This is a genomic window from Massilia atriviolacea, from assembly GCF_003953935.1.
GTDB classification, from domain to species: domain Bacteria; phylum Pseudomonadota; class Gammaproteobacteria; order Burkholderiales; family Burkholderiaceae_D; genus Telluria_A; species Telluria_A atriviolacea.
On the sequence record NZ_RXLQ01000007.1, the window covers coordinates 1 to 14,202 of the forward strand.

Consider the following 14,202-nt stretch of genomic DNA (forward strand, 5'->3'; position numbering starts at 1 on the left):
TGCAGCGTTTCGCGTTTCTCGTCAACCCCTTCTTTTTTACTACCGCCTCGTTCGAGACGCCCTTTACAAGCCGCCAACTACTTGATTTCGTTAACGTTTTCTGCGGGGAGGCGAACTATAGCAAAGGGGCGGGATTTCCACAAGCCATCTTCGGCAAATTACCGGGGCTTGTAAGTGATCAGCGGCAGGGCCACGTCCGGATTATTGACAACATCATTGCCGCCACCCGACATATCGATGGTTGCCTTGTCGCACCATTTGATCTGGCCAGCATGGCTCTGGGCCAGCACCTCGGTCATGGCTTCCTGAATCTTGGCCGCCACTTCATTTTGTAATGCCGTCCGCCTGGCGGGCGCCATATCCGCCATGGCGCGCCGCTGCTTCTCGATAAAACTGCCATTGCGCAGCGTCCAGCCATTGCCTGCGGTCACGAATCGCTTACTCTGGGGCAAAGCCTTGGTGCACACGGGCTCGAACTTGACAGCCACTTCCGACATGAGCGACACCACCAGCACCGCATGCTGGAGCTCGGGCGACGGTATGCCGGCAGCCGAGATGCCGCTGCCCGGCCCATCAGCCGCGCCCGACTTCGACGGCGCTGCGATCTTGGGCTGGGGCGGCACCGGGCCTTCGACCGCGCGCAGCACCGAGCCCTTCATCACACTGACCTTGAGCTTCTCGCCGTTTTGAGGGCGATCGGAAAACGTGATCTTCCCATCCGGACCGACGGTCTTGTACATTTGCTGCGCGGATGCGGCGCAACAAACCAGGGCAGCGGCGATGACAAAAATGGGCGGTAATTTCTTCATGTGACAAAAAGTGGCAGGACGCACCACGCGATGAGGTTCGATTCATATACTAACGTAGCATGCGCTCAGGAGATGTAAATATATTTCCCATACGCACGTTCCTGAGCTAAAAACACAACAGCTTGCTCATCGCCCCTATCCGCATGCAAGATGTATGCCCGATTACTTTGCGCCATAGCAACATCCCGCTGCCGGCTGCCTGAGCGCCTGGGCTTCACGCAGGTAGAATGGCAGCTTTCTCCAACGCCGCCCTGCCATGACCATCCTGCTCTCGACCCTGAACGCCCGCTACGCCCATGCATCGCTGGGGCTGCGCTATCTGCTGGCAAACATGGGGCCCCTGCAAGAGCAGACCAGCCTGCACGAATTCGTGATCGGCGCCAAGACCACCGAAATCGTCGAACGCCTGCTGGCGCAGTCGCCGCGCATCATCGGCTTCGGCATCTATATATGGAACGTGGAAGAAAGCACCAGGGTCGTCGCCATGCTCAAGCGCGTCGCGCCGCAGGTGACCATCGTGCTGGGCGGGCCGGAAGTGTCGCACGAGCCGGGCGAGCAGGAGATCGTGCGGCTGGCGGACTACCTGGTGACCGGCTGGGGCGACGTGACCTTCCCCAAGCTGTGCGGCGAGATCCTGCACGGCCCCAAGCCGCTGATGAAGGTCCACGCCGGCGTGCAGCCGCCGATGGCCGAGATCGCCATGCCCTACTCCCTCTACACGGATAACGATATCGCCAACCGCACCCTGTATGTGGAAGCCTCGCGCGGCTGCCCCTTCAAGTGCGAGTTCTGCCTGTCGGCGCTGGACAAGACGGCCTGGCCCTTCGGCCTCGACACCTTCCTGGGCGAGCTCGACACCCTGCACGCCCGCGGCGCGCGCCTGTTCAAGTTTGTCGACCGCACCTTCAACCTGAATATCAAGACCAGCCTGAAGATCATGCAGTTCTTCCTCGACAAACTCGCAGCGAACCCGGACGACCCGGTCTACGCCCACTTCGAGCTGGTGCCCGACCACCTGCCCGATGCGCTCAAGGACGGCATCCGCAAGTTCCCGCCCGGCGCGCTGCAGTTCGAAATCGGCATCCAGAGCTTCAACCCGGCGGTGCAGGCGCTGGTCAGCCGGCGCCAGGACAATGCCAAGGCCGCCGAGAATATCCGCTGGCTGTGCGAAGAATCGCACGCCCACCTGCACGTCGACCTGATCGCCGGCCTGCCGGGCGAAGACATCGACAGCTTCGCGCGCGGCTTCGACCAGCTGGTCTCGCTCAAGCCGCACGAAATCCAGTTCGGCATCCTCAAGCGCCTGCGCGGCACCCCGATCATCCGCCACACCGAAGAACACGGCCTGGTGTTCGATCCCTACCCGCCTTACACCATCCTGGCCACCAAGCTGATCGACTTCCAGACCATGCAGCGCCTGGTGCGCTTTGCGCGCTACTGGGACCTGGTGGCCAACTCGGGCCGCTTCGCCAACACCCTGGCGCAGTTGCTGGGCGAGTCGCCGTTCGCCAATTTCATGGCCTTCTCGGACTGGATCTACGCCAGGACCGACGCCACCCACCGCATCGCGCTCGAGCGCCTGGCCAAGCTGGTCGCGCAATGGCTGGAGACGCGCGGCATGCAGCGCAGCGACGCCGAAGCGCTGGTCGGCAGCGATTACGCCGGCCGCGTCGACGCCCCGGCCGAAAAAGCCAGGCCGGCGGCCAGCGTGCCGCAGCGCCAGGCGCGCCACCTGGCCGCTTAAGCGGCGTGCATACAGCGGCCCGGCCACGGTGCGCTGCCGCACCCTGCGCCGACCCGCGCACGAACTCCTATAGCGGCCGCGGCGATTCTCTTTTACACTGGCGCAATGCAGATTGAAAATGCGCCAACTTTAACCCTCCAACCGCCTGATGCAGGCTCGCCCCAATCGGTCGTCGCCAACGGGATCTGGCAGGTCCACGCGCTGGCCCAGTGCGGCGCGATCAAGACCATCAACGCCACCCTGGCCTCGCTCAAGGACAAACCGGAGCTGGTGTGGGACCTGAGCCAGATCGTCCGCCTCGACCACATCGGGGCCCAGATGTTCTGGAACGCCTGGGGCAAGAAGCGCCCCGCCCAGCTGCAACTGGCCGAAAAACAGGAAGAACTGTTCAATCGCATCGAAGAAGCCGGCAAGCTGCAGCTGCCGCGCCCGCGCGCCAGCCGCTTCAACTGGGTCATGACGCTCGGCAGCGGCATGCTCCACTTCTTCGAGCACGCGCAAGGCTTCATCCGCCTGATCGGCCAGGTGGTGCAGGATATCGGGCGCTTCATCCGCCATCCGATGACCGGGCCGTGGCGCGAGGTGTCGGCGAATATTTTCCACTCCGGCTTCCAGGCGCTCGGCATCACCGCGCTGGTCGGTTTCCTGATCGGGGTGGTGCTGTCCTACCTGTCGGCCCAGCAGCTGCGCATGTTCGGCGGCGATATGTACCTGGTCAACATCCTCGGCATGAGCGTGATCCGCGAACTCGGACCGCTGCTGGCGGCGATCCTGGTGGCGGGCCGCTCCGGCTCCTCGATCACCGCGCAGCTCGGGGTGATGCGGGTGACCGAGGAACTCGACGCCATGCTGGTCATGGGCATCTCGCACGGCTACCGCCTGATCATGCCGAAAGTGGTCGCGCTGGCGATCTCGATGCCGCTGCTGGTGGTGTGGACCGACGCCATGGCCCTGATCGGCGGCATGGTCTCGGCCAAGGTCGAACTGAACCTGTCGGCGCGCTACTTCCTGCAAAAGCTGCCGGACGCGGTGCCGCTGTCGAACTATGTCATCGGCCTGCTCAAGGGGACCACGTTCGGCATGCTGATCGCGCTGGTATCCTGCCACTTCGGCCTGCGCATCAAGCCGAATACCGAAAGCCTCGGGCGCGGCACCACCACCTCGGTCGTCACCGCGATCACGGTGGTGATCCTGGCCGACGCGGTCTTTGCCATCATCTTCAGCGGAGTCGGTTTCTGATGGACGAACAGAAGACAGAAGCGCACGACGCGGAACCCAAGCGCCAGCGCCTGAACATGCGGCCCGACGAAGATGTCGGCCCGCCGGTGGTCCAGATCACCAAGCTGTGGACCAAATTCGGACGCACCGTGGTGCACCAGGACCTGAGCCTGGATATTTACCAGGGCGAGATCCTGTCGATCGTGGGCGGCTCGGGCACCGGCAAGACCGTGCTGCTGCGCCAGATGCTGGGCCTGGAGACGCCCGCCAAAGGCTGCGTGCGCGTGTTCGGCGAAGACATCAGCGAGGCCGACGCCGAACAGCTGCAACGCATGCGCAACCACTGGGGCATGCTGTTCCAGCAGGGCGCGCTGTACTCGGCGCTGACCGTGTTCGACAACATCGCCCAGCCGCTGCGCGAACTGCGCGCCCTGCCCGAGGACGTGATCCGCGACGCCGTGCTGCTGAAAATGAACATGGTCGGGCTGGGCATCGAGCACGCCATGAAAATGCCGTCCGATCTGTCGGGCGGCATGATCAAGCGGGCCTCGCTGGCGCGCGCGCTGGCGCTCGAGCCGCAACTGCTGTTCCTCGACGAACCGACGGCCGGCCTCGACCCCGACCTGTCGGACGCCTTCGTGGCCCTGATCCAATCGCTGCACCGCGAACTGGGCCTGACCGTGGTCATGGTCACGCACGACCTGGACACCCTGTTCGCGCTGTCGACCCGGATCGCGGTGCTGGCCGAAAAACACGTGATCGCGATCGGACCGACGCGCGACTTGCTGAAAGTGGACCATCCCTTCATCAAACAATTCTTCCTGGGTGCGCGCGGCCAGCGCGCCCTCGAAGTGCTCGACGAATACGACGCCGAGCACGCACCGGAGCACTAGCATATGGAAAACAGATCGCACGCCCTGATGACAGGTTTCTTCACGATTGCCCTGCTGGTGGCCACGGTCCTGGCGGGCATCTGGTTCAACCGCGACCGGGTCGAGCGCGTGCCCTACCAGATCGCCACCATCCAGTCGATTCCCGGCCTGAACCCGCAGGCGGCGGTGCGCTACCGCGGGCTGGAAGTGGGCAAGGTCGACGCCATCAGCTTCGACACCAATACCCCCGGCCAGATCCTGATCCACCTGGCGGTCGACGCCGAAGCGCCCATCACCAGCAGCACCTTCGCCACCCTCGGCTACCAGGGCGTGACGGGGATCGCCTTCATCCAGCTCGACGACGACAAGACCGGCTCGCCCCTGATGGCCAGCAGCGAAGAGAAACTGGCGCGTATCCCGCTGCGTCCGGGCCTGCTCGACCAGCTCGAAAAACGCGGCCTGGTCATCCTCGACAAGGCCGAAGAACTGGCGACCCGCCTGGACGCCATGGCCGCGCCGGAAAACCAGAAGATCATCCTGGACGCCTTTGCCAATGTGAGCAAGGCGGCCATCGCCTACGGCGAGATCCCGGCCAAGCTGGAACCGACCCTGGCGCGCCTGCCGCAGCTGACCGCCAAGGCGGAACAGAGCTTCGCCGCCTTCGACACCTTCAGCAACAACGCCAGCACCATGACGCGCAGCTACACCAAGCTGGCCGAGGACCTGCAGGCGCCCGACGGCGCCATTGCGCGCCTGAACAGCACCGTGGACCGGGTCGGCGGCTCGCTCGAAGCGGTCACCACCGATCTCGAAATGCAAACCCTGCCCCACTTCGTGGCCATGACCGACGAAGCGCGCACCTCGCTGCGCGCGGTACGGCGTACCATGAATTCGCTCAACGACCGTCCGCAAAGCCTGCTGTTCGGCGCCGCGCCCCCGACCCCGGGGCCGGGCGAGCCAGGATTTACCGCACCGACCAAATGAGGACCACCGTGAATCACACCCCGCGCCCATCCACCCCTGTCCGCCGGCTGCTGCTGGCCGCAAGCGCCGGCGCCGTCCTGCTGCTGGCCGGCTGCGCCAGCGACAAGCCGGCCCAGAACACCACCTTCGACTTCGGCCCGGCCGCCAACCCTGTGCAAAGCGCGCGCGCGCCGATCGCCGCCGTCGTGGTGGGCGAGGTCACCGGCTCGGCGGCCCTCGACAGCGAGCGCATGTACTACCGCCTGAACTACAGCGACCCGCTGCAGGCGCGCGCCTACGCCAACAGCCGCTGGAGCGCGACGCCCTTGCAGATGGTGACCCAGCGCCTCAAGTCGCGCATCGCGCAGTCGGGCGCCAAGGTCCTCAGCGTGAGCGACGCCTCCGACGGCGTGCCGATCCTGCGCCTCGAAATCGACGACTTCAGCCACCACTTCGAGAGCCAGACCAGCAGCCACGGCCAGCTGGTGCTGCGCGCCTCGCTGTTCCAGGGGCATAAGCTGATCGACCAGAAAACCTTCGACCGCAAGACCCCCGCCACCAGCGCCGACGCCGGCGGCGGCGCGCGCGCGCTGGCCGGCGCCACCGACACGGTCGCCTCCGACGTCATCGCCTGGCTCGCCGCGCTGCCCCTCAAAAAAGAATGACCGCGCCGGACGCGCCCGCGCACGACACACCGGCCAGGGCCGCCGCGCGCGGCTCGCCGGTGGCGCGCGCCTCGCTGCTGGCCTACATGCTGCTGATCGTCTACGCCAGCTGGTTTCCGTTTTCGGGCTGGCGCGGCAGCGGGCTGTCGCCCTTCATTTTCCTGACCCTGTCGATGCCGCGCTACTGGACCGGCTTCGACGTGATGGTCAACATCATCGGCTACATCCCGCTCGGCACCCTGCTGGTGCTGGCCCTGTACCCGCGCGTGCGCGGGGTGTGGGCGGTCCTGCTGGCCGCCGTGCTCGGGGTGCTGGTCTCGGGCACGATGGAAGCGGTGCAGACCTACCTGCCCAGCCGCGTGCCATCGAGCCTGGACTTCATCACCAACGCGGCCGGCGCGCTGGCGGGGGCGGTCATCGGCGCCCTGGGCGCCCGTTCCTTCCTCGACCAGAGCCGCCTGTACAAGCTGCGCCAGCGCTGGTTCGCGGCGCACGCCAGCCAGGGCCTGGTGCTGCTGGCCCTGTGGCCGCTGGCCCAGATCTACCCGCTCGGCTACATGTTCGGCCATGGCCAGCTGCTGCCGATCTTTTCGGAATGGCTGTCGGCCTGGCTCGACACCGACATCGACCTGGTGACCATGCTGCGCCCCGGTGCGGCCATGAGCGTGGAGCAATACTGGCTGTCGGAAACCATCATCACCGCCTGCGGCATGACCGGCGCCGTCCTCACCATGCTGTGCCTGCTGCGGCGCGGCGCCCCGCGCCTGCTGCTGATCGGCGCCATGCTCGGCGCGGCCCTGCTGACCAAGACCCTGGCCAGCTCCCTGCTGTTCCGGCCCGACAATGCGCTGGCCTGGATCACGCCCGGCGCCCAGGGCGGCTTTTTGATCGGCCTGATCATGCTGTCGGGCCTGGCGTTCGCGCCGGAAGCGACGCAGCGGCGCCTGGCGGTGCTCACCCTCGTGCTCAGCCTGCTGGTAGTAAACACGATCCCGGTCAACCCTTACTTTAGTGCCACGTTGCAAGGATGGGTCCAAGGCAAGTTCCTGAACTTTAATGGCGCGGCGCAATTCCTGTCCCTGCTCTGGCCGTTTTTTGCGATCTGGTTCCTGCTGCTGCCCTCGCATAAACTCAATCGGCGCGAAGAACGCGTATCATTGCGCCAGCCTTCACAGAAACAGGAACCACCATGAGCGATACCCCCTACTTCGAGCAGCACGTCTTTATCTGCATGAATGTGCGCGAGGATGGCCGCCAGTGCTGCGGCAAGCTCGGCGCGGAAGTTGCGCAAAAGCACGCCAAACGGCGCATGAAGGAACTCGGCCTGAACGGGCACGGCAAGGTGCGCATCAACCAGGCCGGCTGCCTCGACCGTTGCGACGAAGGCCCGGTGCTGGTGGTCTATCCGCAAGGCACCTGGTACACCTATGTCGACACCAGCGACATCGATGAAATCATCGACTCCCACCTGGTTGGCGGCAAGGTCGTCGACCGCCTGAAAATCTGACGCCTCCCACTTGATTCTTCCGCTACATGAACACTGCCACGCATAATCTGCTGAACAAGAACGCCGAAAAATTCACCCTGGCCGGCGGCGCCGGACCGATGGAATGCCTGCTCGACCTGCCCGCCGGCGCGCCGCGCGGCATCGCCCTGGTAGCCCATCCGCACCCGCTGTACGGCGGCACCATGGACAACAAAGTGGCCCAGACCCTGGCCCGCACCTTCGTCGCGCTCGGCTACGTGGTGGCGCGCTTTAACTTTCGCGGCGTGGGCGCCTCGGCCGGCGTGCACGACGACGGCATCGGCGAGACCGACGACATGGCCCTGATGCTGGCGCACATGCAGGCGCAGTATCCGGGCCTGCCGGTGGCGCTGTCGGGCTTCTCCTTCGGCACCTTCGTGCAAGCCCAGCTGCAGCAGCGCCTGATCGCCGAAGGCCGGCCGGCCGAGCGCCTGGTGCTGGTCGGCACCGCCGCCGGCAAATGGCCGATGCCCGAGGTGCCGGCCGACACGATCCTGATCCACGGCGAAGTCGACGACACCATTACATTGACGCAAGTGCTGGACTGGGCGCGGCCGCAAGACATCCCGGTCATCGTCATTCCCGGCGCCGATCATTTCTTCCACCGCAAGCTGGGCCACATCAAGACACTGGTGGTCCAACTGTGGCGGCGTGAGGGCGCAGCTGCGTTGTAGCCACTATAATTGGGCGCCCTTTTTTTCGCACCACCTTTATTGAGTACACCTTCCCATGAGAAAACTAATTGCCGCACTGGCTGCCAGTGTCCTGGCGCTATCGACCGCCGTTGCGCAAACCATGCCGCCGCCGACCATCGCGGCGCGCTCCTGGCTGCTGCTCGACGCCACCAGCGGGCAAGTGATCGCCTCGCAGGATCCGAACGCCCGCATCGAACCGGCCTCGCTGACCAAGATCATGACGGCCTACCTGACCTTTGCCGCGCTCAAGGAAAAGAAGCTGGCCCTGAACCAGATGATCAACGTCTCGGTCAGGGCCTGGAAAGTCGACGCCAGCAGTTCCAAGATGTTCATCGACCCGGCCACGCCGGTCTCGGTGGACGACCTGCTGCACGGCTTGATGGTGCAGTCCGGTAACGACGCCGCCGTGGCCCTGGCCGAAGCGGTGGCCGGCGACGAAAGCGCCTTCGTGTTCCTGATGAACCGCGAAGCCCAGCGCATGGGCCTGAAAAACACCCGCTTCGCCAACCCGCACGGCCTGCCGCATCCCGACAACTTTTCCACCGCACACGACCTGTCGGTGCTGGCCGCGCGCGTGATCGCCGACTACCCCGAGTACTACAAGATCGACTCGGTCAAGAGCTTCACCTACAACAAGATCACCCAGCCGAACCGCAACCGCCTGCTGTGGCTCGATCCGACGGTGGACGGCATGAAGACCGGCCACACCGAAGCGGCCGGCTACTGCATGATCGCCTCGGCGCGCCGTCCGAACGGCGCCAGCCAGCGGCGCCTGATTTCGGTGGTGCTCGGCACCAACTCCGACCAGGCCCGCACGCAGGAAAGCCAGAAGCTGCTGAACTGGGGCTTCCAGAACTTCGACACGGTCAAGCTGTACGCCAAGGGCCAGGCGATCCAGACGCCGGAAGTGTGGAAAGGCTCGGCCAACACGGTCAAGATCGGCTTCAACAACGACGTGCTGGTGACGGTACCGAAAGGTGTCGCCGGCAAGATGAAACCGGTCCTGGAGCGCAACGACCCACTGGTCGCCCCGCTCCCGCTCAACAGCAAGGTAGGGACCCTGAAGATGATGGTCGACGGCAAACCGGTCCTCGAGTTGCCGGTGATGGCGCTGGAAGAGGTGCCGCAAGCCTCGATCTTCGGCCGCGCCTGGGACTCGATGCGCCTCTGGCTCAAATAAGCCGCAAAAGTTGCTTCATCACAGTCAGGCCCCAGCACCGGGGGTCTGACCTCCGACTAGCCAGTACCGCCTACAACCGCGATCAGAACTCCTACAACCGGGGTCAGAGCTTTTATTAGCAACTAGTTGCTGAACAGACTGATTGCACGGTGAATCCAGCGAAATACTGCGCACTGGCAGCATTCAACGTCGCCAAGTGAATAAACCGTCGTCATAATCGGACGACTAGCCCCAGGGCAGTATTTTTGTTGCTAATTAAAGCTCTGACCCCGGTTAGGACATGTTTTTAATAGAAGAAAGAAAACGATGACTGCTGCCTTGCCCGCCGATCTGTTTTGCCCGCGCGCCCATACCCGTGCGCAGGGACCCGCCCTGTCGCGCATCGTGGCCGGGATGTGGCGCATGGGGGAGTGGGGCATGTCCGCCGAGCAGCGCGTCGCGTTCATCGAGCAGTGCCTCGCGCTCGGTGTCACCAGCTTCGACCATGCCGATATCTACGGCAATTACGGGGTCGAGGGCTTGTTCGGCGATGCCCTGCGCCTGCAACCCTCGCTGCGCGATCGCATCGAACTGGTCAGCAAGTGCGGGATCAAGCTGGTCTCGCCGCAACGCCCGCAACATGCGATCCAGCACTACGATACCAGCGCCGCCCACATCGTCGCCTCGGTCGAGGAATCGCTGCGCCAGCTGCACACCGACCGCCTCGACCTGCTGCTGATCCACCGTCCCGATCCGCTGATGGAGTTCGACGAGATCGCCGCCGCCTTCGCCAGCCTGCGCCAGGCCGGCAAGGTGCTGCATGTCGGGGTGTCGAATTTTTCGCGCCACCAGTTCGAGTCGCTCAACCGCCGCATCGCCCTGGCCACCAACCAGGTCGAGTTCTCGCCGCTGCACACGGCGCCGATGTTCGACGACACCTTCGACGGCCTGCAAGACCTCGGCGTGGCGCCGATGATCTGGTCGCCGCTGGCCGGCGGACGCCTGTTCGCCAGCAGCGACGACCATGCCGACCGCCTGCGCCTGGTGATCAAGGGGATCGCCGACGAGCTGAACCAGCCGTTCGCCAGCGTGGTCTTCGCCTGGATCATGCAGTTGCCATGCCGCCCCCTTCCGCTGACCGGCAGCGGCCGCATCGAAGCCATCGCCGTGGCCGTGGCCGGCACGCGCTTCACACTCAGCCGCAGCGACTGGTTTACCATCCTGCGCGCCGCGCGCGGGCACGAAGTCGCCTAGGCAAGGCGGGCGCGGACATGTCGGACATCGTCGAAAGCAGCGCCCTCGGCGCCATGCAAAAGAAAGACTTGCTGCACCGCCTGGCGCGCATCGAGGGCCAGTTGCGCGGGGTCCAGAAGCTGGTCGCGCTGGCGGCCACGCCGGCCGACTGCGATGCCGTGGCCCAGCAGATGGCGGCGGCGCGCAAGGCGCTCGACCGCTCTTTCGTCCAGTTGCTCACCAATACCATGCAAACCCAGAGCGCCAACGCGGCGACCCTGGCCGAGGCGCAGGCGGCCGCCGCCAGGCTGGCCGCCATGCTCGATAAATTCGCGTAGCCGTCCCTAGTCTTCGTACACCGCCGGCGCCGGCACGCCGCGCCAGCCGAGTTGCCATGCGATATTGAGCAACAGGGTGAAGCTGATGTACAGCACGAAAAACAGCACGAAGAAGCGCGTCTGCAGCCAGGCCAGCAGCGCCAGCCCGACCCCGATCACGAGGAACAGCCCCAGGCTTTTCGGCTGCTTGGAGCTGGGAAAGCGCACGGTCGAGACCATCAGCGTGCCCACGCCCACCATCAGGGCCATCACCAGGTAGCCCTGCAGGGCGGTGGTCAGCGGCGCCGGCCAGGCCACCACGACGGCGGCCACGCAGGCCGCGCCGGCCGTGATCGGCATGCCGACGAAGTAGCGCGGATCGGTCCGCCCCACGTTGACGTTGAAACGGGCCAGGCGCAGCGCGCCGCAGGCGACGAACACGAAACAGGCCAGGCCGCCGGCGCGCAGCAGGGTCGGATGGTCGACTCCGAGTTGCACGAAACCGTAGCAGTACAGCAGCATCGCCGGGGCGCAGCCGAAGTTCATGACGTCGGCGATCGAGTCGAGCTGCATGCCGAATTCGGACGAGGTATTGGTGGCGCGCGCGACAAAGCCGTCGAGCGCGTCGAACACGCCGGCCAGCACCAGCAGGATGGCCGACATGCGGTAGTCGGCGGCCAGGCCGACGTGGGCATTGTCGACCGACATGACAATGCTGCCGAAGCCGCAGGCGATCGATAGCAGCGTGACAAAGCTCGGCAGGGCAAACTTGGCGCGCGCGAGGCGCTGCTGGCGGGTGGGTTTCAAGTGGTTTCGCAATCGCATCAAAGAGGGTGTTGGTATTTTACAGCGTGATCCTGTCTGCGCCAGATCAATCCCGGGCAAACAAATCTCACCGATTTTCAAATTCCCCTAGAATCGATTCTCAGGGAATTTTTCTGCACGGAGAGCTCGGTATGAACGGATTTCAACGCTCCAGCATGGCCGCCGGTCTGGCATGCGCGCTGTTGCTGTCCGCCTGCGGCGGCGACAACGACACGCGCACCACCTCGCCCCAGAGCAATGCATCGGCCGCGCTGGCCCAGATAGCGGGCGCGCCCCTCGCGACCAACCAAACCGCCATCGACGGCTTGAACTGGATTAATTTTCGCCGTACCCAGATCGGCCTTCCCGCACTGGCGCGCAACGTCAGCATCGACCGCGCCGCCCAGGGCCATTCCGACTACCAGAAGAACAATAACAAGGTGACCCACGACCAGGTCAGCGGCGCCGCCGGCTTTACCGGCGCGCAGCTGATCGACCGCCTGAACGAGGCCGGCTACGTGTTCGCGCCGACCGAGCGCGCGTATGGCGAGGTGATTTCGGCCACCTCGAACGCGTCCGGCTTTTACATGGCGGAAGAATTGATCACGGCGATCTATCACCGCTTTGTGATGTTCGAGCCCAAGTTCAAGGAAATCGGGACCGGCGCGGCGGCCAATGCGAGCGGCTACATCTACTTTACCAGCAACTTTACCGCCAATAACGGCTATGGCCCGGGCATGGGAAGCGGCAAGATCGCCACCTGGCCGGGCGATGGCCAGACCGGCGTGACGCCCAATTTTTTCAGCAACTATGAAGAACCGGACCCGGTCGAGAACCTGAACGAAGTCGGTTATCCGATCAGCGTGCACGCCGACCTCGACGCCGCGCTGACGGTGGAAAGCTTCACCGTGCGCCCGCGCGGCGGCGCGCCGCTCGCCGTCAAGCTGCTCAAGCTCGGCGTCGACAGCCATACGCCCAAGTCGGCGGCAGCCATCATACCGCTCGGCGTGCTGGCCGCGCGCACCGTCTACGACGTGCGTTTTTCGGGCACCATCGACAATACGCCGATCACGAAAAACTGGTCTTTTACCAGCAAATAGGCTGCGATCGCTGCGGTTTCGGATGCAAAGTCTGCTATCTTTGTACTCTCCAGCTCATGAATACCGCCCCCGCCATGCTACCGAGAGACCCGCCGCCCGCCGCCATCGCCCTGCGCGCCGACGCCGCCACGCGCGAGGCGATCGACATGGCGGACGGCATCGACCGCATCATGGGCGACCGCGAGCTGTACGCGCGCATGCTCAAGCGCTTTCGCAGCGACTATGCGCATGGCGCTCTGCCGATCGGCGCGGCCCTGGCCGACGGCGATGCGGTCCTGGCGCACCGCCTGGCCCATACCCTGAAAGGCGCGGCCGGCATGATCGGCGCGCATCGCCTGCACCGCCACGCCTGCGCGCTGGAACTGGCGATCCGCACCGATCCTCCCGCCCAGCAGGCGGCGCTGGCGGCGCTCGCCGTTCCCTTCGACGAGGTCTTGCACCTGCTCGACCAGGTGCTGGCGGGCCGCGCGCCCGAGGGGTGTGCGCTGGAGATGCCGCAGCGCTCCCTGATGCAGGATCCGGCCTTGCTGGCGCGGCTGGTGCAATTGCTGATCGACGCCGATGGCGCGGCGGTCGACCTGCTGGAAGAGTCGGGAGCGAGCCTGCGCGTGATCCTGGGCGAGGCCAGGCTGGCGCGGGTCGCAAAGGCGGTGAATGACTTCGATTTCGATGGCGCCCTGCATGCGCTCAGGCAATCGGGGGCCTGAGCCGGACCAGCGCTTCAGCGCGTGTATTCGGCTTCCTCGTCGAAGGCGTCGGCGCACTCCTTGCCGCAGAAGCGCTTGACGCTGTCGAGCGGCTTTTCGCAGTACCAGCACGAACCCTTGGGCGGCAGGGCCTGGCGCGGCCGCACCGGGGCCGACGGGGCCGCGGACGGGAGTGCGGTCTCCGCATCCTTTTCCGGAAAACTTTCCTCTATCGTCCCCACAAGTCACCCCCAGAATGGCAGTCCAACGAATTCTCAAAGCAAGATTACTGTAGCGGAATACTTCGGACATGAGAATTCGCAAGTCCTGCGGCATTCGGTGAAACGGTCACGATCCATCCCAAGTTTGCACGCAATATGCGGCTGCCGCAATCAAGGGAAAACACACTTTC

General features: G+C 64.9%; 16 protein-coding genes. 13 read left to right on the forward strand and 3 right to left on the reverse strand.

Going from position 1 to position 14,202, the window contains the following annotated elements:
• Positions 1–158: 158 nt before the first annotated feature.
• The gene (locus EJB06_RS32525; protein ID WP_126074677.1) at positions 159–809 is read right to left on the reverse strand and encodes a DUF4124 domain-containing protein; all 651 of its coding nucleotides are present in this window, start codon (positions 807–809) and stop codon (positions 159–161) included.
• Between the two features lie 256 nt (positions 810–1,065).
• On the opposite strand from EJB06_RS32525, the gene EJB06_RS14080 reads away from it, so the two are divergent.
• From EJB06_RS14080 to EJB06_RS14130, 11 genes are all read left to right on the forward strand, one after another.
• Entirely contained in the window at positions 1,066–2,553 is a 1,488-nt protein-coding gene (locus EJB06_RS14080) for a B12-binding domain-containing radical SAM protein (protein WP_126074678.1), read from the forward strand.
• Between the two features lie 105 nt (positions 2,554–2,658).
• Positions 2,659–3,792, forward strand: coding sequence for an MlaE family ABC transporter permease (locus EJB06_RS14085; RefSeq protein ID WP_126074679.1), 1,134 nt, complete (start codon positions 2,659–2,661; stop codon positions 3,790–3,792).
• 56 nt (positions 3,793–3,848) lie between these two features.
• On the forward strand, positions 3,849–4,664 hold the full coding sequence (locus tag EJB06_RS14090; protein WP_126074967.1) for an ABC transporter ATP-binding protein: 816 nt from the start codon (positions 3,849–3,851) through the stop codon (positions 4,662–4,664).
• Positions 4,665–4,667: 3 nt separating this feature from the next.
• Positions 4,668–5,627 carry an MlaD family protein gene (locus EJB06_RS14095; protein WP_126074680.1) on the forward strand — a complete coding sequence of 320 codons (960 nt, stop codon included), beginning with the start codon at positions 4,668–4,670 and terminating at the stop codon, positions 5,625–5,627.
• Positions 5,628–5,635: 8 nt separating this feature from the next.
• A complete protein-coding gene (locus EJB06_RS14100; RefSeq protein ID WP_307720451.1) occupies positions 5,636–6,271 on the forward strand; it encodes an ABC-type transport auxiliary lipoprotein family protein in 636 nt (211 codons plus the stop codon).
• Positions 6,268–7,464 carry a VanZ family protein gene (locus EJB06_RS14105; protein ID WP_126074682.1) on the forward strand — a complete coding sequence of 399 codons (1,197 nt, stop codon included), beginning with the start codon at positions 6,268–6,270 and terminating at the stop codon, positions 7,462–7,464. The genes EJB06_RS14100 and EJB06_RS14105 overlap by 4 nt, the downstream gene beginning before the upstream one ends.
• Complete coding sequence (locus tag EJB06_RS14110) at positions 7,461–7,778, forward strand: (2Fe-2S) ferredoxin domain-containing protein (protein ID WP_126074683.1); 318 nt, start codon at positions 7,461–7,463, stop codon at positions 7,776–7,778. Before EJB06_RS14105 ends, EJB06_RS14110 begins: the two co-directional genes overlap by 4 nt.
• Positions 7,779–7,804: 26 nt before the next feature.
• On the forward strand, positions 7,805–8,470 hold the full coding sequence (locus EJB06_RS14115; protein WP_370660130.1) for an alpha/beta hydrolase: 666 nt from the start codon (positions 7,805–7,807) through the stop codon (positions 8,468–8,470).
• 55 nt (positions 8,471–8,525) lie between these two features.
• Positions 8,526–9,671: a D-alanyl-D-alanine carboxypeptidase family protein gene (locus tag EJB06_RS14120; protein ID WP_126074684.1), complete on the forward strand. Its 1,146-nt coding sequence runs from the start codon at positions 8,526–8,528 to the stop codon at positions 9,669–9,671.
• Positions 9,672–9,977: 306 nt separating this feature from the next.
• The gene (locus EJB06_RS14125; protein ID WP_126074685.1) at positions 9,978–10,904 is read left to right on the forward strand and encodes an aldo/keto reductase; all 927 of its coding nucleotides are present in this window, start codon (positions 9,978–9,980) and stop codon (positions 10,902–10,904) included.
• A 17-nt stretch (positions 10,905–10,921) separates the two neighbouring features.
• Positions 10,922–11,221, forward strand: coding sequence for a metal-sensitive transcriptional regulator (locus EJB06_RS14130; protein ID WP_126074686.1), 300 nt, complete (start codon positions 10,922–10,924; stop codon positions 11,219–11,221).
• Positions 11,222–11,227: 6 nt separating this feature from the next.
• Here EJB06_RS14130 and pssA read toward each other — a convergent pair whose 3' ends face one another.
• Complete coding sequence (pssA, locus tag EJB06_RS14135; RefSeq protein ID WP_229427082.1) at positions 11,228–12,007, reverse strand: CDP-diacylglycerol--serine O-phosphatidyltransferase; 780 nt, start codon at positions 12,005–12,007, stop codon at positions 11,228–11,230.
• Between the two features lie 149 nt (positions 12,008–12,156).
• Here pssA and EJB06_RS14140 point away from each other — a divergent pair, with 149 nt between their 5' ends.
• Together EJB06_RS14140 and EJB06_RS14145 are read left to right on the forward strand one after the other, a co-directional pair.
• Positions 12,157–13,104, forward strand: a complete 948-nt coding sequence (locus tag EJB06_RS14140; protein WP_126074688.1) for a CAP domain-containing protein — start codon at positions 12,157–12,159, stop codon at positions 13,102–13,104.
• A gap of 74 nt (positions 13,105–13,178) precedes the next feature.
• Positions 13,179–13,811 (forward strand): Hpt domain-containing protein, encoded by a 633-nt coding sequence (locus tag EJB06_RS14145; RefSeq protein ID WP_164557917.1) that lies wholly within the window; start codon positions 13,179–13,181, stop codon positions 13,809–13,811.
• Between the two features lie 14 nt (positions 13,812–13,825).
• Here the strand turns inward: EJB06_RS14145 and EJB06_RS14150 are convergent, their stop codons facing one another.
• Positions 13,826–14,032 (reverse strand): hypothetical protein, encoded by a 207-nt coding sequence (locus EJB06_RS14150; RefSeq protein ID WP_126074690.1) that lies wholly within the window; start codon positions 14,030–14,032, stop codon positions 13,826–13,828.
• Between the last annotated feature and the right edge of the window lie 170 nt (positions 14,033–14,202).

What these genes read in the sequence shown, in the direction of transcription:
- EJB06_RS32525 (WP_126074677.1), bottom strand. Translation starts at nt 809, where the DNA reads ATGAAGAAATTACCGCCCATTTTTGTCATCGCCGCTGCCCTGGTTTGT.
- EJB06_RS14080 (WP_126074678.1), top strand. Translation starts at nt 1,066, where the DNA reads ATGACCATCCTGCTCTCGACCCTGAACGCCCGCTACGCCCATGCATCG.
- EJB06_RS14085 (WP_126074679.1), top strand. Translation starts at nt 2,659, where the DNA reads ATGCAGATTGAAAATGCGCCAACTTTAACCCTCCAACCGCCTGATGCA.
- EJB06_RS14090 (WP_126074967.1), top strand. Translation starts at nt 3,849, where the DNA reads ATGCGGCCCGACGAAGATGTCGGCCCGCCGGTGGTCCAGATCACCAAG.
- EJB06_RS14095 (WP_126074680.1), top strand. Translation starts at nt 4,668, where the DNA reads ATGGAAAACAGATCGCACGCCCTGATGACAGGTTTCTTCACGATTGCC.
- EJB06_RS14105 (WP_126074682.1), top strand. Translation starts at nt 6,268, where the DNA reads ATGACCGCGCCGGACGCGCCCGCGCACGACACACCGGCCAGGGCCGCC.
- EJB06_RS14110 (WP_126074683.1), top strand. Translation starts at nt 7,461, where the DNA reads ATGAGCGATACCCCCTACTTCGAGCAGCACGTCTTTATCTGCATGAAT.
- EJB06_RS14115 (WP_370660130.1), top strand. Translation starts at nt 7,805, where the DNA reads ATGAACACTGCCACGCATAATCTGCTGAACAAGAACGCCGAAAAATTC.
- EJB06_RS14120 (WP_126074684.1), top strand. Translation starts at nt 8,526, where the DNA reads ATGAGAAAACTAATTGCCGCACTGGCTGCCAGTGTCCTGGCGCTATCG.
- EJB06_RS14125 (WP_126074685.1), top strand. Translation starts at nt 9,978, where the DNA reads ATGACTGCTGCCTTGCCCGCCGATCTGTTTTGCCCGCGCGCCCATACC.
- EJB06_RS14130 (WP_126074686.1), top strand. Translation starts at nt 10,922, where the DNA reads ATGTCGGACATCGTCGAAAGCAGCGCCCTCGGCGCCATGCAAAAGAAA.
- EJB06_RS14140 (WP_126074688.1), top strand. Translation starts at nt 12,157, where the DNA reads ATGAACGGATTTCAACGCTCCAGCATGGCCGCCGGTCTGGCATGCGCG.
- EJB06_RS14145 (WP_164557917.1), top strand. Translation starts at nt 13,179, where the DNA reads ATGCTACCGAGAGACCCGCCGCCCGCCGCCATCGCCCTGCGCGCCGAC.